The organism is Streptomyces sp. TSRI0281, from assembly GCF_001905125.1.
Taxonomy (GTDB): Bacteria; Actinomycetota; Actinomycetes; order Streptomycetales; family Streptomycetaceae; genus Streptomyces.
This window is the reverse complement of record NZ_LWLE01000001.1, coordinates 412,358-436,927: the sequence shown is the minus strand read 5'-3', so window position 1 is coordinate 436,927 and position 24,570 is coordinate 412,358. Positions and strand designations below refer to the sequence as shown.

The window sequence follows — 24,570 nt, the reverse complement described above, 5'->3', positions numbered from 1 at the left end:
TTGACTCATTCTTCACAAGGCGTCCCGCTCGTCAGGTGGGGGCCTACCGAGCCTGTGGGGGAACGAAGTTGAAGCAGTCCCGGCATCGCATACGTACCGCGGCGACCCTGACCGCGCTGACCCTCGGCACCGCGGGCCTGACCGCGCTGGCCGCACCCGCCGCTCAGGCGGCCGAGGACCGGGTGGCGAAGCTCCCGGTCTCCTCGTACTCGGCGATGGTCGTCGACTCCGTCCATGAGCGCGTCTACCTCACCGACGACACCCGCTCCCGCAACGTCGGCCAGGTCCAGGTGTACAACTTCGCGGGGGAGAAGGTCGGCACGCTCGCCACCGACACCTCGCCCTCCGGAATGGCGCTCAGCACGGACAGCGCCACGCTCTACGTCTCCCAGTCGACCGGAATCCTCTCCTTCGACACACAGACCCGGACCCGCACCGGCCAGGCGTACGCCAACTACCACGTGGAGTGCCCGCGTGACGTGGCGTTCGCCGGCGGCAGGCAGTGGTACACCGAGGCCGCGGCCACCAGCGACTGCGACAACCGCAACAGCCGGCTCTGGATGGCCGAGGGCAGCGGTGCCGTCAGCACCGGCTGGAACGACCTGGGCCGACTGCGCCTGTGGAGCGGCCCGCAGGAACCCGGCCGCCTCGTCATGGGGCAGCCGCGCACCACGGGCGTCACCAACCCCTTCCTCACCACGTTCGACGCGAGCGGCAGCACGCTCGTGCGCGGGCCCGAGCGCCGGTTCGCCGACAGCGGGGGCAAGGGCGCGCTGGACCTGAAGGACGTCGCGCAGTCCGCCGACGGGCAGCGGATCGCGGTCGCCGACGCCGCCGCGGGCACCCGGCTCCTGGACGCCGCCGACCTGTCCGACGCGCCGGTCCCGTACCAGCCGCTGCCCGAGGGCGCCACGGCATCGGCCGTCGCCTTCAGCGGCGACGGCACGTACCTCGCGCGGGGGGCCTCCGCCGCCGGGAGCACGGCCGATCTGCTGGTGCAGGCGGCCGACCCGGCGGACCGTACGACGCCGCTGGAGTTCGCCTTCGACGGCGCGCTGGAGGGGGACCGGATCGCCCCGCGCGGCCTCGGCTGGTCGCAGGACGGCGCGCGCCTCTTCGCGGTCACCACCAATCTCTACGGCAACGAGTACTGGCTGCATGTGATCCAGCCCCCGGCCGCCCAGCACGACTCCCGCTTCACCGGGGCGCTCAGTACGACCCCGGGGCAGGCCGTCGTCGGTGAACCCCTCGGTATCCGGGGGCGGTTGGAGCTGGACGGCCCCGCCTCCGCCGAGCCGGTGAAGGTGTCGGCGGTGCGCCGAGACGCGAACGGTGACCGCAAGCTCGCCGCCGTGGAGGTCGACGCGGACGGCTCGTTCACCGTCCTGGACGTGCCCTCGCTCGTCGGCGACGCCACATACACCGTCTCCTTCACCGGTGACCTCACCCACCGCCCGGCGGAGGACGTCACCCTCGCGGTGGCCGTGGCCAAGGCGCCGACCACGCTCGCGCTGACCGCTCCGGCGGAGGGCGTGAAGGGTGAGGCCCTGGAGATCACCGGCAAGCTGACCGGGCAGGGCCGCGCCCTTCCGGCCGGGATCACCCTGTCCGTGGAGCGCACCGACAAGAAGGGCACCGGCATCCTGACGTCGGCGGCGGTCGCGGCCGACGGCACGTTCCGGATCAATGACCTGCCGCGGGCGAACGGCCAGGTGACGTACGCGGTCGGCTACGCGGGCGACGCGCTGCACAGCGGCTCGACGGCGTCGGCGACCGTGCGGGTGCGCAAGGCCGACTGACCGGCACTCCCGCCGGTGGGTGGCACCCGGTCCACGCGCCTCGACGGCCCGTGGACCGGGGCCGTCAGTGGGCCCCGACCAGCCGCGAGGCGGCGGGGACGGTGTCGGACGAAGTGGCGTCGGACGGTACGCCGGGGGCGGACGCGGAGTCGGGTGCGGACGCGGAGTCGGGCGCCGCTCCGGACCGGGCGGAGGCCGCCGCCGTGTGGGCGTCCATGCGCTCCGCGGAGAGGATCGCCGCCGCCGTGTCGGCGCGGGCGGCGGCCACCACCAGCGCGCGGCCCGCGAGGGCGTGGGCGCGGCGGTGCAGTGCGGCCGGGGGCGCTTTGGTCAGGCCGGCGTGCCGGGCGGGCGGCGCACCGCGCAGCCGGGCCACCTGCTCGGCGATGCGGTCGCCCGCCGCACCGAGCCCCAGCTCGTCGGTGACCGCGAGCAGTGCGCCCAGATGCCCGGCGAGCTGGATGTCCAGCTCCTCCTCGCGGGTGCGGTGCGGGAAGTCGGCGTCGTCGGCCGGTGTGTGGACCGATTTGGTGCGGATCGGCTCGTACATGGATGGCCTCCTGCGTATTGCTGTGAAGCCATCCTAGCTTGGATTCAGTCTAAAGTTGTGTGCGATCCGACAGTAGTTGCCCTACGGCTGACCGTAGCCGTCCAGGAAGCTGCCGATTCTGGTCACCGCGTCGGTCAGGTCCTCGACCGACGGCAGGGTGACGACCCGGAAGTGATCGGGCTCCGGCCAGTTGAACCCCGTACCCTGCACGACCATGATCTTCTCGGCCCGCAGCAGATCGAGCACCATCTGCCGGTCGTCCTTGATCTTGTAGACCTTGGGGTCGAGCCGGGGGAAGAGATACAGCGCCCCCTTCGGCTTCACACAGGTCACCCCGGGGATCGACGTCAGCAGGTCGTACGCCACGTCGCGCTGTTCCAGGATGCGCCCGCCGGGCAGCACCAGGTCGTTGATCGACTGCCGCCCGCCGAGCGCGGTGGCCACCGCGTGCTGCGAGGGCATGTTGGCGCACAGCCGCATATTGGCGAGGATCGTCAGCCCCTCGATGTACGAGGTGGCGTGCGCCTTCGGCCCGCAGACGGCCATCCAGCCGGAGCGGTAACCGGCCACCCGGTAGTTCTTGGAGAGACCGTTGAAGGTCAGCACCATCAGATCGGGGGCGATCGCCGCGGTCGGCGTGTGGGTGGCGCCGTCGTACAGGATCCGGTCGTAGATCTCGTCGGAGCAGACGATCAGATGGTGCCGCCGGGCGATCTCCGTCAGCGCGCGCAGCATCTCGTCGTCGTACACCGCGCCGGTCGGGTTGTTCGGGTTGATGATCACCATGGCCTTGGTGCGGTCGGTGATCTTCCGCTCGATGTCGGCCAGGTCGGGCATCCAGTCGGACTGCTCGTCGCAGCGGTAGTGCACGGCCGTCCCGCCCGCCAGCGAGACCGAGGCGGTCCACAGCGGATAGTCCGGAGCGGGTACGAGCACCTCGTCGCCGTCGTCGAGCAGCGCCTGCATCGACATCTGGATCAGCTCGGAGACACCGTTGCCGAGGTAGATGTCCTCGACGTCGAGGTCGATCCCCTTGGTCTGGTAGTGCTGCATCACCGCACGGCGCGCGGACAGCAGGCCCTTCGCGTCGCCGTAGCCGTGCGCCCCGGAGAGGTTGCGCAGGATGTCTTCGAGGATCTCGGGCGGGCACTCGAACCCGAACGCGGCAGGGTTGCCGGTGTTGAGCTTGAGGATGCGCTGACCGGCCGCTTCCAGCCGCATCGCCTCCTCCAGCACGGGGCCCCGGATTTCGTAACAGACGTTGGCGAGCTTCGTGGACTGGATGACCTGCATGTCTGCGAGCTTACGACCGTGTTTCACGCGGTGCGCGGAGATTGCCCGCCCGCTGCTCCTGACGGGGGAGCCGCCGGAGCGGCCCGGCTTCCAACGGAATGTGTCCCCCCGCCCGGACCGTGGGAACCCTGGCCGGGACGGCGCACGGGCTTGGAATGCGGGCGCGGCGGGCGGGGGCGGGTGAGATGGGCCACGTGATCGCCGCGGGAGCCGCCGCGGGACCGAGTCCGGACCCGGCCCGTCACTCCGGGAGCCGGGTCCCCTCCGGGACGCGGATGCCGAAGTCGTCCCGCAGGACGCGGAGCGCCTCGGCCGAATCCGGCAGCTGCCGCTCCGTGACCGTGCCGTCGTCGGCCGTCTCGACCAGATCGAGACCCGACAGGGCCAGATGGGAGCCCGGCCGCGTGAGCTGGGCGTACACCGCCTGCTGGAACGGCGAGCGGGGGTTGGTCGCGATGTGCCAGTTGATCACGTCGAAGTCCGGCGCCTCGAACGGCTCCAGCGTGAAGGCGTACTGCGGCTCCCAGGCGCCGCCCTTCTCCGTCTGCAGCTCCCACAGCTCCAGCGGCCCGTCGTGCGGGGTGTGCACGAGCCGGTGGTGGCGCGGGCCGTCGAACAGCTCCGCGTCCGCCACCAGCGGGATCGGCTCCAGCAGTGCGCTCACGGCTCCGAAGCCGACGTCGGCCAGCCAGGGAGTGTCCCCGCCCGGCACGTCCACCCGCATCAGCATGTGCGTCCGGGGCCGGATGTCACCGGGGGCGGCCCCCAGCAGCACCCGGGCGGCGAGCAGCGTCACCGTGAAGCCGAGCCTCTTCAACACGGCCGAGAGCAGGGTGTTGTGCTCGTAGCAGTACCCGCCGCGCCCGCCGAGGACGAGCTTGGCCTCCAGATCGGCGAGCGCCAGGGAGGGCGCGGAGCCGAGGACCGGTTCCAGGTTCTCGAACGGGATGCCCAGCATGTGGGCGCGGTGCACGGAGCGCAGCACCTCCACGGTGGGGCGGGGTTCCCCTTTCCAGCCGATGCGGGCGAAGTACGCGTCGAGGTCGAGTGTCATACGACGACGGTACGCAGCCGGGGCGGTGCCGGGCCATTTCCGGCCGCTCCGCAACCCGGCTGCGGGGCGGGTCCCTCGGGCGGCCGGGCTCCGTGCGCCGGTTCAGCCGGCCGCGCCCTCTCCCGGGGCGGCCATGAACGCGGTCAGCGGACCGGTGCCGACGCCCTGCTCCACGGCGGTGCGCAGCAGCGTGGCATGGCCCGCGGCCACCACCGCGGGACTGGTCGTGTCCTGGTCCGCGGGGTCGCCGCCGTCCGGACCGGCGGCGAACGAACGGGCGTGCGGGGCCATGGCGATGAGCCAGTCCGCCAGCAGCGAGCCGAACTCCCCGGCCTCGATCTCCTCCTCACGCACCAGCGCGAAGGCGTGCGAGATCCCGGCGAACATCCCGTACATCGCACTCAGCAGCGCCACGTCGTACAGGGCGGCGAATCCGGCGTCCGCCCCCACGTACTTCGTACCGGCGGGCACGGCCAGTACGTCCTTGCGGTCCTCGAACAGCTCGCGGGACCCGCTGTAGAGGACATAGCCGCCGGAGCCCGGCGCGCCGATCATCGACGGGACCGCCATGATCCCGCCGTCCAGGAAGCGGGCGCCGCGCCCGGCCGCCCACTGCGCGCGTTCCCGCGCCTCGGCCGGGGTGGTGGTGGTGAGGTCGACGAGGTCCTTGCCGGTGAGATCGGCGTCGGCCAGTGCGTCGCCGACCGAGGCGTCGTCCAGCAGGCAGAGCACGACGAGACCGTTCTCGGCCACGGCCTCGGCGGCTGTCGCGGCCACCCGCGCTCCGTCGGCGGCGAGTGCGGCGGACCGGCCCGGGCTGCGGTTTCAGAGGGTCAGGGGGTGCCCGGCGGCGAGCCAGGTACGGGCGAGCGCGGTGCCCATGGCACCGAGCCCGAGAAGGCTGATCCGGGTCTTTTCAGAGGTGTTGTCGGGCATGAAGACTAGGCTGATCGAAAGCTTCGGGAGGCTCAAGTACCCACTTCGGAGTGGGTGGTTACCTCGCGGTCAGTGACCTGGTGGGAGGGGGACGATGGGATTCGTACGACGGCCCGGGCCGTTCGTCTGCGGGATCGACGCGGCCATGGATGTGATCGGCGGCAAGTGGAAAGTGCTGATCCTCTGGGCGCTCAACGAGGGCACCTGCCGTTTCGGTGAGCTGCGCAGGCAGGTGCCCGGGGTGACGGAGAAGGTGCTCAGCTCCCATCTGAAGGAGCTGGTGGACGACGGCATCGTGCACCGCGAGGTGCACGCCGAAGTGCCGCCCCGCGTCGAGTATTCGCTGACTCCGCTCGGCTTCACGCTGAACGAGGCGCTGGGCCCGCTCGGTTCCTGGGGGCGGGACCACATCCGCCGGGGCGGCGAGGAGCCCGAGCCGGCCGACCGGTCCGAGGTCGGGGACGACCGCGCGAACGGGCCGGGGTACGGGGGCGATTCGGCGGCCGGGCCGGGCCCGGTACGCGGTGCGCGGTCGGCGGCCCGCCGTAGTGCCGTACGGACGGCTTGAATTCGCCCCTTGTGGCGTCCCCGCATGTACGCCAACATGCGCATGTCAAAAACCGGAAGATTTCCGGTCACTGACATCACTGGAGGGGACCCCCCATGAAGAAGCCTCTCGTCGGTGCATTCCTCGCTGTCCTGCTCCTGGGAGCGGGGGTCGCGCCCGCTGTCGCGGCGTCCCCGGCGCCGCCCGGAGTCAAGGCCGAAGCGAAGGTTTCGGGCGACGCGCATGCCACGGCCAAGCCCAAGGCGGTCAACTTCGCCGGGACCGTGGCGTTGAGCAACTGTTCCGGCTCCGTGGTCCGCGCACCCGGCTCGCAGCCCACCGACCCCGCCCTCGTGCTCTCCAACGGGCACTGCATGGAGTCCGGCTTCCCGGGCCCCGGCCAGGTCGTGCTCAACCAGCCGTCCACCCGCTCGTTCACCCTGCTCAACGCCGCGGGCAGCGGCGTCGGCACCCTGCGGGCCAGCAAGATCGCCTACGGCACGATGACCGACACGGACATCTCGCTGTACCAGCTCACCAGGACCTACGCCCAGATCGAGAGCAGCTACGGCATCAAGGCGCTGGAGCTGGAGACCGCCCACCCGACGGCGGGCGCCGCGATCACCGTCGTCTCCGGGTACTGGAAGCGCACGTACGGCTGCAACGTCGACGGCTTCGCCTACCGCCTGAAGGAGGGCCAGTGGACCTGGAAGGACTCGGTCCGCTACACCTCCGCCTGCCAGACCATCGGCGGTACGTCCGGCTCCCCGGTGATCAACAACGCGACCGGCAAGGTGGTCGCCGTCAACAACACGGGCAATGAGGACGGTCAGCAGTGCACGGACAACAACCCGTGCGAGGTCGACGAGAGCGGCAACGTGACCGTCCGCGAAGGCATCAACTACGCCCAGCAGACGTACAACATGGTCCCGTGCATAGGCGCGGGTAGCAAGATCGACCTGAACCGGGCCGGCTGCGCCCTGCCCAAGCCGTAACCCTGTCACTCCCGTAATCGCACGTTAGACACCGCGGACGCCGCACGGGCCGTGACTCAGGCCCGTGCGGCGTTCGCGTTGTCGGCTTCGTGTGCTTCGTGTGCGGTGACGCGTGCGCCGATGCCGTCCAGCAGCACCTCCAGGCCCACCCGGAACGTCTCGCGCGCCTCCCGCTCCGGATACGGCACCGGGTCGTCGGCCGACGGCGCGTCCGGCGTGCCCTCGCGCTCCAGCCGGCTCACGGCGGGGAAGCGGTGCGCGAAGTCCGGGGCGATCTCGCCGAGCACCGCCGCGCGGGCCGCCCACCACTCCTCGTCCGAACTGCCGGTCACCGCCGCCGCCTGCCGGGAATCGGCCACCGTCCCCGCCGCGCCGCGCACGAAGTGGAACAGCGTCCCCACCAGCCGCCGCAGGACCCGGGCATCGAGCCCGGTCCCCTGGAGCAGCCGGACGAGCGTGTCCAGGCCCGCGTACTCGTGCGGGCCCAGCACCGGACGGGCCCGGGAGACCTGGAGCACCCAGGGGTGGCGGACGCAGAACTCCAGCAGGTCCCGCGCCCAGGCGGTGAGCGAGGCCCGCCAGTCGGCCGACTCCGGGTAGTGCGCGGGGAGTTCGGCGTGTACCGCGTCGTACATGAGGTCCAGCAGTTCGCTCTTGCCCGGGACGTAGGTGTAGAGCGCCATCGCCGTCCGGCCGAGCCGGTCGCCCACCGCGCGCATCGAGAGTGCGGCCATGCCCTCCGTGTCGGCGACCGTGACGGCGGCGGCGACGATCGCGTCCACGCTCAGCCGGGGCTTGGGTCCCGGCCCGCCGTGCGGCTGTGCCGGAGCGTCCCCGCGCCACAGCAGGGAGAGGGAACGGCGGGCGTCACCCTGCCCGGCAAAGACCACCACTTGCGACTCCTTACGCCATAAAGTAACTTCGGCCGGGTAATTCTTTACCTCGTAAGGTATCAGTGGGAGAGGGGCCCGGCCCGATGAGTCAGGCGCTGTCGGTCACATATGTACAGGTCACGGACGTCCGTCGGGTCACCCCCAGGACGGCGCGCGTCACCTTCACCGGGGAGGACCTGCCGGTCCTCATGGAGGACCGCCCCGACCAGCAGATGAAGCTCTGCCTCCCGCGCGAGGGGCAGCGGGTGCCCCGGCTGCCCCGGCAGGACGCCGACGACACCTACGGGATGCGCTGGTACGAGGCGTACCTGGCGATCCCCGAGAGCGAACGCCCCTGGATGCGCGGCTTCACCGTCCGCTCCTACGACCGCGGACGCAACGCGATGACCGTCGACTTCGTGCTCCACGGCGACACCGGCCCCGCCACCCGCTGGGTCTCGGCCGCCCGCCCCGGCGATGTGCTCGGCATGGTCGGGCCCTCCTCGATGTACGCCCGCCCGCTGCCCGCGTCCGACTGGCTGCTGCTCGCCGGTGACGAGACCGCGCTCCCGGCGATCGGCACGCTGCTCGAAGCGCTGCCGGCCGGGGCGCGGGCCCTGGCGTACATCGAGGTCGCGGACGCGGCCGAGGAGCAGGAGCTGCCGTCCGCCGCCGGGGTGGGCGTGCACTGGGTGCACCGCGACCGGGGCGGTTCGCTGCTCGGGGCGGTCCGCGCGGCACGGCTCCCCGGCGACGGGGCGGGCGCCGCGTGGATCGCGGGGGAGGCGGGGGAGGTCCGGGCGCTGCGCCGCCATCTGGTCGAGGAGCGGCGGCTGCCCAAGGAGTCGGTGGAGTTCAGCGGCTACTGGCGGCGCAGGCTCACCCAGGACGACGCCCCGACCGAGGAGGACCTGGCCTGGGCCCGCGAGCGGGCGGCCGGAACCTGACCCGCCCGGTTCCTCAGCCCCGTACGCTCCCGTTCGCCCCGTTCCTCAGCGCCGTACGCTCCCCGCGCCCCGTATCGACCGTCCCGCCAGGACCGAGGTCCGCCGGCCGTCCTCGATGACGAAGCGGCCGTCGATCAGTACGTGCGGGATGCCCACCGGCAAGGTGCGCGGCTCCTCGAACGTCGATCCCGCCGCCACGGTCGCCGGGTCGAACAGGACCAGGTCGGCGCGGTAGCCCTCGCGGACGAGGCCGCGGTCCGCCAGCCGCAGCCGGGCGGCCGGGCGGGACGTCAGATGGGCGACGCACTCCTCCAGCGACAGGATGCCCAGCTCGCGGACGTAGCGGCCGAGATACTGCGGGAACGTGCCGTACGCGCGCGGGTGCGGCTTCTCCCCCTGGAGGATGCCGTCGCTGCCCCCGGTGTGCACCCGGTGGCGCATGATCTGCTGGACGTTCTCCTCGTGTCCGACATGCTGGAGGATCGTCGTGCCGAGCCGGTCCTCCGTCAGCAGCCGCCGCGCGGTCAGCCAGGGGGCCTCGCCGCGCAGCCGGGCCGACTCCGCCACCGTACGGCCGACATAATCGGCCAGCCCCGGTGCGCCGACGCCCGAGATCTCGATGGTGTCCCACTCGATCGGCACCCCGTGGCAGCCGTCCGAGCCCAGCACCTCCAGGTGGTGCCGTATCTTCTCCGCCGTCGCCCCGTCCGCGAGACGCGTGAGGACCGACTCCGGGCCGCCCTCGCTCGCCCAGCTCGGCAGCAACGCGACGAGCGTCGTGCAGCCGGGAGTGTACGGGTAGGTGTCCAGGGAGATGTCGGCGCCCGCGGCCAGGGCGCCGTCGAGCAGGGTCAGCAGATCCGGCGCCTTCCCCTTGTTCACGCCGAAGTTCATGGTGGCGTGGGCGAGATGGAGGGCGCAGCCCGCGTTACGGGTGAGCTGCACCATCTCCTCGTACGCCGCCAGCGCGCCCGCGCCGTACGAGCGGTGGTGCGGGCAGTAGTAGCCGTCGTACCGGGCCACCACCCGGCACAGCTCGGTGAGTTCGGCGTCGTCCGCGTACATCCCGGGGGTGTACGTCAGCCCCGAGGACATGCCGACCGCGCCCTCGGCCATGCCCTGGGCGACCAGCTCCCTCATCCGGTTCAGCTCGGCCTCGGTGGCGGGCCGGTCGTCCCACCCCACGGCGTACATCCGGACCGTGCCCTGCGGGACGAGGTAGGCGGCGTTGACCGCGATGCCCTGGCCGCCGAAGTTGTTGTCGAGCCGGTCCAGATAGCCGCCGACCGTGCGCCAGTCGAAGTCGACGCCCGTGTCCTCGGGGGCCCCGCCGTTCCACCCACTGATGGAGCGACGTACCTCGGCGAGCGTGCGGTCGTCGACGGGGGCGTACGACAGGCCGTCCTGGCCCAGCACTTCGAGGGTGACGCCCTGCGCCGCCTTCGCGCTGTGGTCCGGGTCCCGCAGCAGTGCCAGGTCGCTGTGGGCGTGCATGTCGATGAAGCCGGGGGAGAGGGCGAGACCGTCGGCGTCGAGGGTGCGGGTGGCGGTGGGGCGCGGGCCGGGGGCGCCCTCGGCGTGGATCTCGGTGATCCGGCCGCCGTCGACGGCTACGTCGGCGCGGTGGGCGGGGGCGGCGGTGCCGTCGACGACCAGCGCGTCGCGGATGACCAGGTCCATGGGGGTGTCACCTTTCGGGGACGGGCGGGACGGGCGGGACGGGCAGGACGGGCGGGACGGGCAGGCGGGCCCGGCGGGCTGGGCCCGCCTGGGGGCGGGGGCCTTGTCCGAGGGGGCGCCCCCCCGTAGGGAGAGCGCCCCGGGTGGGCTCAGAAGAACGTGCGGATGTAGTCCGTGACCGTGCCGTCCGCCGTGACCAGCGGAATCAGCTGCCACTTGTCGAAGCTGGTGCACGGGTGCGACAGGCCCATCCCGACCCAGTCGCCCACCTCCAGCTCCGCCCCCGGCTCCGTACGTACCCAGGTGTGCTGGTCGGAGAGGCCGGTGACGGTGATGCCCGTCGCGGGCCGTACCGAGCCGTCCCGGCCGGAGCGGACGACCTGCGCTTCGGGCAGGTCGAGGTCGTACGCCGCGTCGCGCTTGCCCGCGTTGAGGAACGCCTGTTCGCCGGTCGGGCGGGACACGACCTGTGCCCAGATCCGGAAGGCGGGCTGTAGCGCGCCCTCCCCGGGGACCCGGTTGAAGGGGGTGAGGCGCTTGTAGTGGCCGTCGTCGTGCGAGACATAGGCGCCCGAGCGGAGCAACTTCAGTACGGGCACGCTCAGTTCGGGGATCTCGGCGAAGACGTCCGCCACCGCGTCGAACCAGGCGCTGCCCCCCGCGCTGATCATGATCTCGTCGCAGCCGGTGAAACGGCCCGCCCGGTCGAAGTCGCCCGCCAGCGCGACGAGCCGCCGCAGCCACTCCCGTACGCGCTCAGGTGACGCCTCGGGCACCTCGCCCTCGTACCCGGCGACGCCCACCAGGCGCAGGGTCCCGGTGGCGGCCACCGCGTCGGCGACCGCCGCGCAGTCCGCCCCGGTCCGGGCGCCGGTGCGCGCGCCCTCGCCCGCGCCCAGCTCCACGACGACATCGACCGGGCGCACGGCGCCCGCGGCGCTCAGGGCCTCGTCCATCAGCTCGACGCCGCGCACCGAGTCGACGTAACAGACGAAGCGGAACTCCGGGTCGGCCGCCAGCTCACCGGCCAGCCAGTGCAGCGCCACCGCGTCGACGACCTCGTTGGCCAGGAAGATCCGCTGGATTCCGTACGCCCGGTAGACCCGCGCCTGGTGCGGGACGGCCGCGGTGATGCCCCACGCGCCGCGCTCCAGCTGGTCGGCGAAGAGCTGCGGCGACATGGACGTCTTGCCGTGCGGGGCGAACAGGAGGCCGTGGCGCTCGGCGTACGTCTCCAGGAGGGCGAGGTTGTGCTCGACCGACTCGGCGGACAGGGCGAGCACCGGGGTGGTGAAGCCACCGGTGAAGAGGTTGCGGCGCTCGGCGGCCAGGGCGCCGACGGTCAGGCCCTCCGCGTCGGGCGGCAGCGACTTGAAGCGGTGATCGACGCGTTCCCCGGCAAGATCGGACACGGTGTGACGGGTGGGGCGGTCGGCTGCCAAGGGAGACTCCTCGAAGTGTTCGTTGCACCATATGCAACACCCATTGCGCATATCGCTCAATGCTGTCTAACATCCGAGCCGATGCCGGGTCAATGGTGAGAACCGGCGCCGCACGCCCGATCAGCGAGGAGCCCAGAGTGCCCGGACCCGCAGCAGGGACGCCCAGCGCCGCCACGACCACCGAGGTCGTGTGTCTGGGCGAGTCCATGGTGACGTTCCTGCCCTCCCGGCCCGGCCGCCTCGCCGATGTCCCCTCCTTCGGCCGCGGGATCGGCGGCGCCGAGTCCAACGTCGCCTGCGCGCTCGCCGCCGCCGGACACCGGGCGGCCTGGGTCGGCCGGGTCGGCGCCGACGGCTTCGGCGACCATCTCGTCGGCGCCATCGCCGCGTACGGGGTCGACACCTCCGCCGTCCGCCGCGACCCGGACCGCCCCACCGGCATCTACTTCCGCACGGCCACGGACCGGGCCACCGACACCCACGAAGTGGCGTACTACCGGGCCGGTTCCGCCGCCTCCGCGATGTCCCCGCACAACGTCCCGTACGAGAAGCTGTTCGCGGGCCGCGTCCTGCATCTGTCCGGCATCACGGCGGCGCTCTCGGCGGACTGCCTGGCCCTGCTCCACGATCTGACCGCACCCCGGCCCGACCGCCCGCTGATCTCCTTCGACGTGAACCACCGACCGGGTCTGTGGCGGGGCAGCGAGGCCGGGCCGGGCGTCCTGCTCGACCTCGCCCGGCGCTCCGACCTGGTCTTCGTCGGGGAGGACGAGGCGGAGGAGGCCTGGGGGCTGAAGGGCGCCGAGGCCATCCGCGCGGCCCTGCCGGAACCGGCGGTACTGGTGATCAAGCGCGGCGCGGACGGGGCGACGGTCTTCTCGGGACCCTTCTCCGGACCCGGCACCCCGGCCGACACAGCCGACGCGGCCGACACGGTCAGGGCGGCCAACGCCGGAGAGCGGACGGACACCGTCACCGACGTCCCCGCCCTCCGCGTCGATGTCGTCGCCCCCGTCGGGGCCGGTGACGCCTTCGCCGCCGGATTCCTCTCCGCGACCCTGCGCGACCTGCCCGTGCGCGACCGCGTCCGGCACGGCCACCTGATGGCCGCCGCCGTCCTCACCGTCCCCGGGGACCTCACCGACCCGCCGCCCCGCGACCGCGCCGACCGCCTCGCCGCCCTCGACGACGACGCCTGGGGGAGACTTCGTCTCGGCCCCGGGTGGACGGGGGACGATCAGGAGGTACGTACGACATGAGCCAGACCGTCGACCGGGCGCTGAGCATCCTGCCGCTGCTCGCCCAGGGCCCCGCCGACCTCGGCCAGGTCGCCGAGCGGCTCGGCGTCCACAAGTCCACGGCGCTGCGCCTGCTCCGTACGCTCCACGAGCACGGGCTCGTCTACCGCCAGCAGGACCAGCGCTACCGCCTCGGCGCCCGGCTCTTCGCGCTCGCCCAGGAAGCCGTCGAGAACCTCGACGTACGGGAGATCGCCCACCCCCACCTCGTCGACCTCAACGACCGGTGCGGGCACACCGTCCATCTCGCGGTGTACGAGGAACACGAGGTCCTCTACATCGACAAGGTCGAGAGCCGCTACCCGGTCCGGATGTACTCACGGATCGGCAAGCCCGTCGCGATCACCGTCGCGGCCGTCGCCAAGCTGCTGCTCGCCGACCTGACCGAGCCCGAGCGGCGCGCGATCGCCGAGACGCTCGACTACCCCATGTACACGTCCCGTTCCGTCCCCCACGCCGGTGCGTTCCTCAAGGAGCTCGCCGTCGTCCGCGAACAGGGCTGGGCCACCGACCTCGGTGGCCACGAGGAGTCCATCAACTGCATCGGCGCTCCGATCCGCGGCGCGGACGGCCGGGTCGTCGCGGCGATGTCCGTGTCGGCGCCCAATGTGGTCGTCACGGCCGAGGAACTCCTCACCCTGCTCCCGCTGGTGCGCCGCACCGCCGACGCCATCAGCCGGGAGTACTCCGGCACCACCCCACACAAGAAAGCCTGATCAGTCATGACCGAGAAGATCTCCCTCACGCCCAGCACCCACGCCGCCCCGCCCGCGAAGTTCTCGCACGGCGTGAAGAAGGGCAACATCCTCCAGGTCGCCGGCCAGGTCGGCTTCCTGCCCGCCGAGGAGGGCAAGCCCGCCACGGTGGTCGGTCCGACGCTGCGCGAGCAGACCCTCCAGACCTTCGCCAACGTCAAGGCCATCCTCGAAGAGGGCGGCGCCACCTGGGACGACGTGATGATGACGCGCGTGTACCTCACGGACGTCGCCCACTTCGCCGAGATGAACGAGATCTACAACGCGTACTTCGAGGAGCAGGGCCTCAAGGCGCCCGCCTCGGCCCGTACGACGGTCTACGTCGGCCTCCCCAAGGGCCTGCTCATCGAGATCGACGCCCTCGCGGTCCTCGGCTGATCGACTTGCCCCACCCGCAGTACCGCTCCAGCACGCCGCCCGGCACGGCGCCCCGCACCGCGGTGGCGCCGTGCCGCGCTCCCCCCTGCCCCGAACCCCCCCTCGCTCCCACGGAGTCGCCATGCTGCTCGCCGCCACCCCACCGCCGGTCGAGACACCACCCCACACCGGTGGACTGCTCCTCCTGATCGACGGCACCGCCGGTCTGCTGACCGTCGCCGCCCTCGGCATCGCCCTCCTCCTCTTCCTGATCATCAAGGCCCGGCTCCAGCCGTTCGTCGCGCTGCTCGCCGTCTCCATAGCCGTCGGCCTGGGTGCCGGTCTCTCCGTCACCGAACTCTTCGGCACCGTCCAGAAATCCGCCGCCGTCTCGGTCATCGAATCGGGCATGGGCGGCATCCTCGGCCATGTCGCGATCATCATCGGACTCGGTACGATGCTCGGCGCGATCCTCGAAGTCTCCGGCGGGGCAGAGGTGCTGAGCACCCGCCTGCTGAACCTCTTCGGCGAGAAGCGGGCCCCGCTCGCCATGGGCCTCACCGGCCTCATCTTCGGTATCCCGGTCTTCTTCGACGTCGGCATCTTCGTGCTGGCGCCGATCGTGTACGCCGCCGCCAAGCGCTCCGGCAAATCGATCCTGCTGTACGCGATGCCGCTGCTCGCCGGACTGTCGATGACCCACGCGTTCCTGCCGCCGCACCCCGGCCCGGTGGCCGCCGCCGGTCTCTTCAACGTCTCCCTGGGCTGGGTCATCCTGATGGGCGCCGTCGTCGGCATCCCGTCCGTGCTCGCCGCGTGGGGCTACGCCGCCTGGATCGGCAAGCGGATCTTCGTCGCGGTCCCGCAGGACATGGTCGAGGCCGCCGAGGAGGCCAAGGCGGCCGTCGCCGCCGAGCAGCGGGCCGCCGGGGCCACCCCGCGCGAGCAGCCCGTCGCGCTCGGCACGGTCCTCGCGATCATCGGTACCCCGCTGATCCTGATCCTCGCCGCGACGTTCTCCTCCATCGCCCTGGACCCCTCCACGCTCCGCTCGGTCATCGAGTTCTTCGGCAACCCCTTCGTCGCCCTGACGATCGCGCTGCTCCTGGCGTACTACCTGCTGGGCATCCGGCGCGGCTGGTCCCGCAAGTCCCTGGAATCGGTCTCCACGTCCTCGCTCAAGCCGGTCGGCAACATCCTGCTCGTCGTCGGTGCGGGCGGCATCTTCGGCGCCGTCCTCAAGGGCAGCGGCATCGCGGACGCCCTCGCCGACACCTTCAACGACGTCGGCCTGCCGGTCATCCTGCTCGCCTGGCTGATCTCCGTGGCGCTGCGCGTCGCCCAGGGTTCGGCGACGGTCGCGATCGTCACCACGGCGGGCATCGTCGTCCCGCTGGTCGAGGGCCAGGACATGTCCCAGGCCCACCTCGCGCTCATCATCATGGCGATCTCCGCCGGCTCGATCTTCGCCTCGCACGTCAACGACGGCGGCTTCTGGATGGTCGCCAAGTACTTCGGCATCTCCGAGCGCGACACCCTGAAGTCCTGGACGGTCCTGGAGACGGTCCTGTCGGTGGCGGGCTTCGCGGTCGCGGCGCTGCTCAGCCTGGTGATCTAGGGCCTCTCGTCCGGACCGGGCCGGGCCGGGCCGGAACGGGCTCGTGTTCGGACCGGCCGGACGTCCGGCCCGGAAACGCTCGGCCCGGGATCGCTCGGCCCGGAAGCGGCCGGTCCCACCCGGAAACGCTCGGCCCGCCCCCGGAACGCCCGGCCCGGAACATGCAGCAGCGCCGCCGGGGGAGCGGCGGCGCTGCTGGTCAGGGATGACCTCGGGGAGTCGGGACGACCTCGCGGAGTCCGGGGGTTACGGCAGGCCGTGGACGTGCGGGCCGACCGCGTTGGACCAGGCGTTGCCCGCCGTGGCGTCCCAGTTCGTGGACCAGGTCATCGCGCCGCGCAGTGCCGGGTAGGTCTTGGCCGGCTTGAAGGAGCCGCAGCCGGTGCCCTTGGTCAGGCAGTCCAGGGCCGCGTTCACGACGGACGGGGCGACGTAGCCGCTGCCCGCGCCCCGGGTGGAGGCGGGGACACCGAGGCCGACCTGCGAGGCGTCGAGGCCGCCCTCCAGCTGGATGCAGGCGAGCGCGGTGAGGAAGTCCACCGAGCCCTGCGAGTAGACCTTGCCGTCGCAGCCCAGCATCGAACCGCTGTTGTAGTACTGCATGTTGACGACGGTCAGGATGTCCTTGATGTTGAGCGCCGTCTTGAAGTACTCACCGGACGTCGACTGCATGTCGATGGTCTGCGGCGCCATCGTGATGACGAGGCCGGAGCCCGCCTTCGAGGACAGCGAGCGCAGCGCCTTCGTCATGTACGTGGAGTTGAGGCCGTTCTCCAGGTCGATGTCGACCCCGTTGAAGCCGTACTCCTGGATGAGCGCGTAGACCGAGTTCGCGAAGGCCGTGGCGGAGGCGTCGCTGTTGACCGCGACGGAGCCCTTCTCGCCGCCGACCGAGATGATGACGTTCTTCCCGGCGGCCTGCTTGGCCTTGATGTCGGCCTTGAACTGGGCGACCGTGTAGCCGTTCAGTCCGGCGGAGTCCAGGTTGAAGGTGACAGCGCCCGGCGTCGTCGTGGCATCCGCGAAGGAGACCGCGATGATGTCGTAGTTGGCGGGGACGTCGCTGAGCTTCTGGACGGTGGCGCCGTTGTTGAAGTTCTGCCAGTAGCCGGTCACCGCGTGCTTGGGCACCGAGGTCACCGGGCCGGGCCCCGTGTTCTCCTTCGCCGTACGGGCGCTGATCGCGGCGGACTTGACCGACTCACCGGCGGCGTTGGTGGCGCTCACCGAGAACTGGTACGCCGTGTCGGCGGCCAGGCCGGTGAGGGTCGCCGAGGCCCCGGTGGACGTGGTGGCCTTCGCGCCGTCCTTGTACACGGTGTACCCGGTGGCGCCGGAGACGGCGTTCCAGGAGAGGGCCACCGAGGAGGACGTCGCCGTGCCCGCGGCGAGACCGGCGGGCGAGGCGGGGATCGACGGGCCGGGGTCGGTGCCGCCGCCCCCGTCGGGGCCGGTCACCGAGATGTCGTCGACGAGGTAGGAAGCCTGCCCGTACCAGCCGTGGGTGTAGACGGTCACCGAGGTGGTGGAGGCGCCGGTCTTGAAGCTGGTGGAGAGCTGGGTCCAGCCGGTGGAGCCTGGCGACCAGGTGGAGACGTCCGTCGTGCCGGTGCCGCCGGCGCCGAGGTAGGCGTATCCGCCCTGGACCCAGGAGCTGAGCGTGTACGTGGAGTTGGGCTTGACGGCCACCGTCTGGGAGCACTTGGCGTTGTCCTGGCCGGCCGGGGTGGCCTTGAGCGCGGACGTACCGCCGTGCACGGGGGAGGAGACGGTGGTGCCGGTTCCTCCGCTACAGGTCCAGTTGGCGAGCCCGGACTCGAATCCTGCGTTCTTGGCGACGTTGACGTCGGCCGCCTGGGCGCTGCTGACGAGTCCGGTGACGGTCAGGGCCCCGGCCGCGACGACGGCCATGGCGCCGCCGAGTACGGGCCGGGTGTGACGCCTTCTGCGCCTGCTGCCTACGGAGCGTTCCACTGCTGCCTCCGGGGGGAGTCGGGGATATGCGGGGGGTGCCGGTGGGGGCCGGCGGGTGCCGTGCGGGGGTGCGGGACGTACAGGGGGTGTACGGGGAATGTGGAGCCGAGGAACGGTGGCCACCGCTGGCCGATAAACTGGTCCAGACCAATCAAGTTGTCAAGACCTCTGGCAGTGATGGGTACCTCCGACGGGTGTTCGACAACCCCTTCGAGGGGTCCTTCGTGCGGCCCCCGGACCGCCATTTCTTTACGCGAAGATGTCGCTGTGGCCACCCTGTTGTCCCCTCGCGGGTGACTTCGCGCGAGATCTTCGGACCGTGACGAACCTGCGCAGTCGAAATGAACCGGAACGACCCCCGGGGCCGTCCTGACGTGCGCCGATGAAGTGACGGGCCGTCGACTGCAGGCCGCTGCCGTAACCCTCCGCAGTGGTACAGGAGTTAACCAGTCTCGATTTCGTCCTATTTAGTACCTGGGCGTCGGTCGGGCGGTGTTCGTATGTTGTCGTATCGGTCCCCGATAAGTGTTCTCTGCCTGGTAAGACGTGGCTAAAGTGCTGGAGCAGGAGCACCGGGCAGGAGCGATTGCGGCCGACGACACCACGACGGCCGGAGCTGAACGGGGAAGAGCGTGCCGACCGCAATAGCAGTGACAAGCGCAGATCTGGTGCTGCCGCCCACCGATCAGCAGACACCGACCGCGGCGCTGCTCCAGGCCCCCGAGGCCCAGACCATGGAGCTCGCGATCGGTGACACGCATCTGCTGCTCGAACAGCACGGGTATGTGATCGTGTTGTATCCGTCCAGCATCCAACCCGCCCATGAACGACGGCTGCACGGCATCCGTTCGATCCTGGAGAGCGACCGGATCGCGCTGGTCAAGGTGGACCTGCCGCCGCTCGGAGTCGCCGTACTGGTACGCCAGTTGCGCCAGCTGTCCGTGAGCGACCTCAGTCCCGGGGTGGTCGCCTCCGCCGCCCGGCTGCTGTCGCACTACATCTACGCGGGTGCGCTGCTGCACTCGGTGGCCAAGCTGGACCGGTTCCCCGTCAGCCTGAAGAGCCACGCGAAGTCCTGGGTGCCCGGCTCGCAGTTCGCCGCGCTCGCAGGGCCCGAGTCCCAGCTCATCAAGGTCGGGCCGCAGGCGGAACCTCTGGCCGGACCGGAATTCGGTACGCATCTTTTGGTGGCCAAGGGGCAGTCGCAGTCGGACTGGGTCCAGGAGACCCTGGCACCCGCCTGGAAGGTCCAGGCCATTCATGACGCGAGCCTTCCCAGCGAATCCTCCCGCTGGTGGGGTACGGGAAAGCTGGTGGAGTTCGCGGCTTACCTCCCGGACATCTCCGTCCTGTATCAACTGATCTCCTCCGTACGGAGGGAAAAGTGTCACTGGTGCGAAATGGAACTCATCGGCGATCGTTGCGGCTTCTGTTCCTCCCCGCTCGCCGCCTCGGAGAACCGCACACACTCCACCGGTGTCCTGCCCCACGAGGTGAAGGTGCCGGCCGTGTCATAGCGCCGCCCGTCACCCCGCACCACTGAGCTTCACCCGCACCACCTGAACCACGCGTAGTACCCGCACCACCAAGTACGACCCGTACGACCGAGCACCACCCGCACCACCGAGCACCGCCCCGTACCGCCCCGTACCGCCGAGCCTCCTCCGGCTCACCGAGCACCACCCCGTACCACCGAGCCTCCTCCGGCTCACCGAGCACCACCCCGTACCACCGAGCCTCCTCCGGCTCACCCGCTTCACCGAGTCTCCTCCGGCTCACCCAGCTCCACCCGCACCAGTGAGCACTGACCGGCTCGCACCGCTCCACTTCCCGCTCCCGCACCCGCCCGTCCCCCCGGCTCACCGTCATCTCCGCGAACCTCGCACTTCGTACGCCGAATCACCGCACTACGCGCGTTGTGCTCCTGCAACACCGCACTTCGCGTCCGCACTCGTCCTTCCGCTTTCCGCGCATCCCTCTCTGTCCGCTGCCCCACGCATCCGATTCGAACGAGGTTGTCCGGCCCATGAACTCCCGCCAGCGCCGCGGCGTGATACTCCTGCTCCTGTCGGTCCTGTGTGCCTTCGGTGCTTTCGCCGGCGTGCTCTCGGTGATCAGCGACGTCAACTCGAAGGTCGGCCCCGAGGTGACCGCCTATCAGCTGAAATCCGACGTGGCCCCCTATACGGCCCTGAACGACGGTCAGTTCGAGAAGATCAAGATGCCCAAGCGCTGGCTCTCGGAGAACGCCGTGACCAACCTGCGGGAAGTCGAATCGAAGATCGCCGTCACCCAGCTCCGCAAGGGCTCGCTGCTCCAGTCGGACATGATGGCCCGCAAGCCCGAACTCCGTGCCGGTGAGCAGGAGATCGCCATCATGATCGACGCGGCGACCGGTGTCGCGGGCAAGATCACGCCCGGTGCCACCGTCAACATCTACGCCACGTTCGCCGGTGAGGACCAGGACGACGTCTCCCAGTCCAAGGTCATCGTCTCCAACGCCAAGGTGCTGGACGTGGGCAAGCTGACCGCTCTGGAGCCCCGCGGGGACCAGCGGAGCACCCAGAGCACCGAGGCCGTGCCGATCACCTTCGCCCTGAACACGCTGGACACCCAGCGTGTGGCCTACGCCGAGTCCTTCGCGGAGCACGTGCGGCTCGCCCTCGTCGCGCCCGGCAGCGACGGCACCATCCGCCCGGGGGACCGCACCTACACGCTCGACAAGGACAAGTGAGGATGGGATGACCACCAGAATCCTCCCGGCCGTCGGTGACCTCGACGCGGCCAGATCGGTCACCACACTGCTCAGCCAGCTGCCCGACGCGGAACCGGCCGCGCCGGTCGGCGACTCGACCCAGCTGATCGACACCCTGGCCAGGCTCGCGGGCGAGTCCCTCGACGAGCTGCCCGAGGTCGTGCTGGTCCATGAGCGGATCGGCCCGGTACCGGCCCTGGAGCTCATCCGGGAAGTGTCGATGCGGTTCCCGTCCGTCGGGGTCGTCCTGATCACCGCGGATGCCAACCCCGGCCTGTTCGCCGACGCCATGGACTCCGGAGCCCGCGGGCTCGTCACGCTGCCGCTGAGCTACGAGGAACTGGCCAACCGGGTCCAGGCCGCGTCCCAGTGGTCGGCCGGCGTCCGGCGCCACCTCACGGCGAGCAATGACGTGTTCACCGGTCCCGGGGGCATGGTCCTGACCGTGACCGGCGCCAAGGGCGGGGTGGGCGCCACCGTCACGGCGATCCAACTCGCCCTGGCGGCCCAGGCGTCCGGCAACACGGTGGCCCTGGTCGACATGGACCTCCAGACCGGTGATGTCGCCTCGTACCTCGATGTGCAGTTCCGGCGTTCGCTCGTCGACCTGGCGCTGATCACGGAGATCTCGCCGCGGGTCCTGGCCGACGCGGTGTTCTCCCACTCGACGGGCCTGGCCCTGCTGCTGGCACCCGGCGAGGGGGAACGGGGCGAGGAGGTCAGCGACCGGTCCGCCCGCCAGATCGTCAGCGCGCTGCGCACCCGCTACGAGATCGTGGTCATCGACTGCGGCGGCCAGATGAACGGGGCCAACGCGGCGGCCATCGAGATGGCGGACGTGGCCCTGCTGGTGACGACCCCGGACGTCATCGCGGTGCGCGGCGCCAAGCGCATCGTACGGATGTGGGAACGGCTCCAGATCCGCAAGGCGGAGGAGACCATCACCCTCGTCAACCGCTTCACCCGCAACACCGAGATCCAGCCACCCCTGATCCAGAAGATCACCGGAACCCAGGTGGCGAACGCGGCGGTGCCCGCGAACTTCAAGGAACTCCAGGCATCGGTGGACGCCGGTCGCCTGCACGAACTGGATGCCAAGAGCACCGTCAAGCAAGCACTCTGGGGACTCGCCGGAGAACTGGGCATCGTCAAGGTCAGCGCGAGCAAGAAGAAGAGCGGCGTCGCATTCAAAAACGACCGTGGCTCGATCGGACGGCCGCGCCGACGGCGCGACGGGGACGACCAGGGCCACGGGAAGACCGAGGGGACACGTTGACCGATGACTACCAACCGGGCACCGGACACCGAGATACGGGGGAGGCGTGACGCCCACAGCTCCCGGGACGGGCTCACGCGCTCCCCGGACGGGCTCACGCGCTCACGGAGCGGCCTGAGGCGCACGGCCGCCCACCGCTTCCGCGTACGCGGCCGTTTCGTACACGGCCGTTTCGTGCGAGGCCGTGACCGCGACCGCGGGCAGACCGCGATCGAGTTCCTGGGGATGACCCCGTTCATCATCCTGATCATGCTCGTGCTCTGGGAGTGCGCGCTGATCGGTTACACCTGGAGCCTCGCGGGGAACGCGGCGGACGTGGGCGCACGCAAGGGCAGCGGTGCGGAGTACGCACAGAGCCGGGCGTGCAAGAAGGGGGCGAAGGCGCACCTGCCGGATGCCTGGAAGGACAGCGTCAAGATCACGTGCAGGTCCAGCCGTGAGCTGTACAAGGCCGACGTCAAACTCAAGGTCCCTGTCCTGGTTCCGGGCCTGTTCGACCTGGACGTGAAGATCACGGGCCACGCCGGCTCGGCGCTGGAGGGCTGAGCGATGACCGTAACCACACGTGTGAAGCACTCCGGTGGCAGGAACACCGACAGCCGTCGGCCCTGCCCCCGCCGTGCCGACCGGGGCCAGGTCGCCATCGAGTACCTGGGCTTCCTCCCACTCCTCCTCCTCGTCGCCCTCCTCGCCATCCAGGCCGGCCTCGCCGCGTACACGACCGCTCAGGCCGGTACGGCGGCCCGTGCGGCGGCCAGGACGGCGTCCAAGGACTTCCCCACGGGCAACGCCCGTACGGCCGCCAGGGACGCGATGAGCGACTGGCTCGCGGAGGACGGTTTCACGTACGACGAGAGCGAAGGCGCCGGCGATGTGACGGTCACCATCAAGATCGAGGTCCCCAACGTGGTTCCAGGGATGAAGGGCAAGTGGGGCAAGGCCGAACGGAGTTCCACCATGCCCCGCGGCTAGCGTCCGCGAGCCGGGCCCCCCGCCCGCTCGCCCCCGAGGGAACGACCGCCTGCGGGACCGACCACCCGCAGGTTCGACCGGACAGTGAGACCGAGGAGTTACGCACATGAGCCTGCGGGCACGCATGACCGCCCCGGAGGAGCAAGGCGGGGCACGGGAGGACGGCCACATGGTGGCCACCTACCGGGCCAAGCTGCTGGAGGAGATCGACCTCGCGGAGATGTCCTCGCTGGCCGCCGCCGAGCGGCGGGCCCGCCTGGAGCGCGTCCTCGGGCACATCATCAGCCGCGAGGGTCCGGTCCTCTCGACCATGGAGCGCTCGCAGCTGATCCGCCGCGTGGTCGACGAGGCCCTCGGACTCGGCATCCTGGAACCGCTCCTCGAAGACGCCTCCATCACCGAGATCATGGTGAACGGGCCGGACCAGATCTTCGTGGAGCGCAGCGGCAAGGTCGAACAGCTTCCGATGCGCTTCGGCTCGCACGAGCAGCTGATGCAGACCATCGAGCGCATCGTGTCGACCGTCAACCGCCGGGTGGACGAGTCGAACCCCATGGTCGACGCGCGACTGCCCAGCGGTGAGCGTGTCAACGTGATCATCCCGCCGCTGTCCCTGACCGGCGCGACGCTCACCATCCGGCGGTTCCCGAGGTCCTTCACCCTCCAGGAGATGATCGGCTTCGGCTCGCTGGACGAGCAGATGCTGATCCTGCTCGCCGGTCTCGTACAGGCCAAGCTCAACATCATCGTCTCCGGCGCCACCGGCACCGGAAAGACGACGCTGCTCAACGCGCTGTCCGGGCTGATCCCGAACAGCGAGCGCATCGTGACGATCGAGGACTCCGCCGAACTCCAGCTCCAGCAGAGCCATGTGATCCGGCTGGAGTCCCGACCGGCGAACGTGGAGGGCAAGGGCCAGATCACCATCCGCGACCTGGTGCGCAACTCCCTGCGTATGCGCCCCGACCGCATCGTCGTCGGTGAGGTCCGAGGCGGCGAATCGCTTGACATGCTCCAGGCGATGTCCACCGGTCACGACGGATCGCTCGCCACCGTCCACGCCAACAACGCCGAGGACGCGCTGATGCGTCTGCAGACCCTGGCCTCCATGTCGGAGATCAAGATCCCTTTCGAGGCGCTGCACGACCAGATCAACAGCGCCGTCGACGTCATCGTCCAGCTGACCCGGCACGCCGACGGAACGCGAAAGGTCACCGAGATCGCGGCCCTGGACTCGCACGGCCGGGACCCGTACCGCATCGTCACCGTGGCCAAGTTCAACGCCCGGCCGATGGATGCCGAAGGGCGGATCCTCGGGGACTTCCAGTACCTCCCCCTGCCCCGCCGGATCGCCGACCGCCTCTACATGGCCAGCCAGCCCATCCCCCAGGCGTTCGGTGTCGCCGCATCCGCCGAACAGCTCGCCACCCGAGAGGCCAATTAGGTACCG

Annotated in this window: 20 protein-coding genes and 2 pseudogenes; 14 read left to right on the top strand and 8 right to left on the bottom strand. The window is 70.7% G+C overall.

What is annotated here, in order from left to right; translation table 11 throughout:
- The first annotated feature begins 68 nt into the window (after positions 1-68).
- Complete coding sequence (locus A6A29_RS01935; protein ID WP_241838292.1) at positions 69-1,799, top strand: Ig-like domain repeat protein; 1,731 nt, start codon at positions 69-71, stop codon at positions 1,797-1,799.
- Between the two features lie 187 nt (positions 1,800-1,986).
- Here A6A29_RS01935 and A6A29_RS01930 read toward each other — a convergent pair.
- From A6A29_RS01930 to A6A29_RS01915, 4 genes and pseudogenes are all read right to left on the bottom strand, one after another.
- Positions 1,987-2,349 (bottom strand): annotated as a pseudogene (locus A6A29_RS01930) (SCO4983 family protein); the annotation flags it as partial.
- Positions 2,350-2,430: 81 nt separating this feature from the next.
- Positions 2,431-3,642: a pyridoxal phosphate-dependent aminotransferase gene (locus A6A29_RS01925; protein WP_073718147.1), complete on the bottom strand. Its 1,212-nt coding sequence runs from the start codon at positions 3,640-3,642 to the stop codon at positions 2,431-2,433.
- 241 nt (positions 3,643-3,883) lie between these two features.
- A complete protein-coding gene (locus A6A29_RS01920) occupies positions 3,884-4,696 on the bottom strand; it encodes an arylamine N-acetyltransferase family protein (protein ID WP_073718146.1) in 813 nt (270 codons plus the stop codon).
- A 102-nt stretch (positions 4,697-4,798) separates the two neighbouring features.
- Positions 4,799-5,632, bottom strand: a pseudogene (locus A6A29_RS01915) (NAD(P)-dependent oxidoreductase).
- 94 nt (positions 5,633-5,726) lie between these two features.
- On the opposite strand from A6A29_RS01915, the gene A6A29_RS01910 reads away from it, so the two are divergent.
- Together A6A29_RS01910 and A6A29_RS01905 are read left to right on the top strand one after the other, a co-directional pair.
- The gene (locus tag A6A29_RS01910) at positions 5,727-6,200 is read left to right on the top strand and encodes a winged helix-turn-helix transcriptional regulator (protein WP_073718145.1); all 474 of its coding nucleotides are present in this window, start codon (positions 5,727-5,729) and stop codon (positions 6,198-6,200) included.
- A gap of 95 nt (positions 6,201-6,295) precedes the next feature.
- The gene (locus tag A6A29_RS01905) at positions 6,296-7,174 is read left to right on the top strand and encodes a S1 family peptidase (RefSeq protein ID WP_073718144.1); all 879 of its coding nucleotides are present in this window, start codon (positions 6,296-6,298) and stop codon (positions 7,172-7,174) included.
- A 56-nt stretch (positions 7,175-7,230) separates the two neighbouring features.
- Here the strand turns inward: A6A29_RS01905 and A6A29_RS01900 are convergent, their stop codons facing one another.
- Positions 7,231-8,067 carry a TetR/AcrR family transcriptional regulator C-terminal domain-containing protein gene (locus A6A29_RS01900; protein ID WP_073718143.1) on the bottom strand — a complete coding sequence of 279 codons (837 nt, stop codon included), beginning with the start codon at positions 8,065-8,067 and terminating at the stop codon, positions 7,231-7,233.
- 83 nt (positions 8,068-8,150) lie between these two features.
- Between A6A29_RS01900 and A6A29_RS01895 the strand changes: the two genes are divergently transcribed.
- The gene (locus A6A29_RS01895) at positions 8,151-8,993 is read left to right on the top strand and encodes a siderophore-interacting protein (RefSeq protein ID WP_073718142.1); all 843 of its coding nucleotides are present in this window, start codon (positions 8,151-8,153) and stop codon (positions 8,991-8,993) included.
- Positions 8,994-9,038: 45 nt separating this feature from the next.
- Here the strand turns inward: A6A29_RS01895 and A6A29_RS01890 are convergent, their stop codons facing one another.
- A complete protein-coding gene (locus tag A6A29_RS01890) occupies positions 9,039-10,673 on the bottom strand; it encodes an N-acyl-D-amino-acid deacylase family protein (RefSeq protein ID WP_073718141.1) in 1,635 nt (544 codons plus the stop codon).
- Between the two features lie 149 nt (positions 10,674-10,822).
- Positions 10,823-12,115, bottom strand: a complete 1,293-nt coding sequence (locus A6A29_RS01885; RefSeq protein WP_073718140.1) for an alanine racemase — start codon at positions 12,113-12,115, stop codon at positions 10,823-10,825.
- 137 nt (positions 12,116-12,252) lie between these two features.
- On the opposite strand from A6A29_RS01885, the gene A6A29_RS01880 reads away from it, so the two are divergent.
- The 4 genes from A6A29_RS01880 (at position 12,253) to A6A29_RS01865 (ending at position 16,143) form a co-directional block, all read left to right on the top strand.
- On the top strand, positions 12,253-13,374 hold the full coding sequence (locus tag A6A29_RS01880) for a sugar kinase (protein ID WP_198952972.1): 1,122 nt from the start codon (positions 12,253-12,255) through the stop codon (positions 13,372-13,374).
- Positions 13,371-14,129, top strand: a complete 759-nt coding sequence (locus A6A29_RS01875) for an IclR family transcriptional regulator (protein ID WP_073718138.1) — start codon at positions 13,371-13,373, stop codon at positions 14,127-14,129. The genes A6A29_RS01880 and A6A29_RS01875 overlap by 4 nt, the downstream gene beginning before the upstream one ends.
- A 6-nt stretch (positions 14,130-14,135) precedes the next feature.
- The gene (locus tag A6A29_RS01870) at positions 14,136-14,546 is read left to right on the top strand and encodes a RidA family protein (RefSeq protein WP_073718137.1); all 411 of its coding nucleotides are present in this window, start codon (positions 14,136-14,138) and stop codon (positions 14,544-14,546) included.
- A gap of 121 nt (positions 14,547-14,667) precedes the next feature.
- Entirely contained in the window at positions 14,668-16,143 is a 1,476-nt protein-coding gene (locus A6A29_RS01865; protein ID WP_073718136.1) for a GntP family permease, read from the top strand.
- A gap of 246 nt (positions 16,144-16,389) precedes the next feature.
- Here A6A29_RS01865 and A6A29_RS01860 read toward each other — a convergent pair whose 3' ends face one another.
- Positions 16,390-18,117, bottom strand: coding sequence for a chitinase (locus A6A29_RS01860; RefSeq protein WP_338012850.1), 1,728 nt, complete (start codon positions 18,115-18,117; stop codon positions 16,390-16,392).
- A gap of 650 nt (positions 18,118-18,767) precedes the next feature.
- On the opposite strand from A6A29_RS01860, the gene A6A29_RS01855 reads away from it, so the two are divergent.
- The 6 genes from A6A29_RS01855 (at position 18,768) to A6A29_RS01830 (ending at position 24,564) form a co-directional block, all read left to right on the top strand.
- On the top strand, positions 18,768-19,634 hold the full coding sequence (locus tag A6A29_RS01855; protein WP_198952971.1) for a hypothetical protein: 867 nt from the start codon (positions 18,768-18,770) through the stop codon (positions 19,632-19,634).
- Between the two features lie 509 nt (positions 19,635-20,143).
- Positions 20,144-20,851: a Flp pilus assembly protein CpaB gene (cpaB, locus tag A6A29_RS01850; protein WP_073718133.1), complete on the top strand. Its 708-nt coding sequence runs from the start codon at positions 20,144-20,146 to the stop codon at positions 20,849-20,851.
- A gap of 7 nt (positions 20,852-20,858) precedes the next feature.
- Positions 20,859-22,148: an AAA family ATPase gene (locus A6A29_RS01845; RefSeq protein ID WP_073718132.1), complete on the top strand. Its 1,290-nt coding sequence runs from the start codon at positions 20,859-20,861 to the stop codon at positions 22,146-22,148.
- A gap of 3 nt (positions 22,149-22,151) precedes the next feature.
- Positions 22,152-22,694: a TadE/TadG family type IV pilus assembly protein gene (locus tag A6A29_RS01840; protein WP_079182534.1), complete on the top strand. Its 543-nt coding sequence runs from the start codon at positions 22,152-22,154 to the stop codon at positions 22,692-22,694.
- Positions 22,695-22,697: 3 nt separating this feature from the next.
- Positions 22,698-23,120: a TadE/TadG family type IV pilus assembly protein gene (locus tag A6A29_RS01835; RefSeq protein WP_079182533.1), complete on the top strand. Its 423-nt coding sequence runs from the start codon at positions 22,698-22,700 to the stop codon at positions 23,118-23,120.
- Between the two features lie 106 nt (positions 23,121-23,226).
- Positions 23,227-24,564: a CpaF family protein gene (locus A6A29_RS01830; protein ID WP_073718131.1), complete on the top strand. Its 1,338-nt coding sequence runs from the start codon at positions 23,227-23,229 to the stop codon at positions 24,562-24,564.
- Positions 24,565-24,570 lie beyond the last annotated feature (6 nt).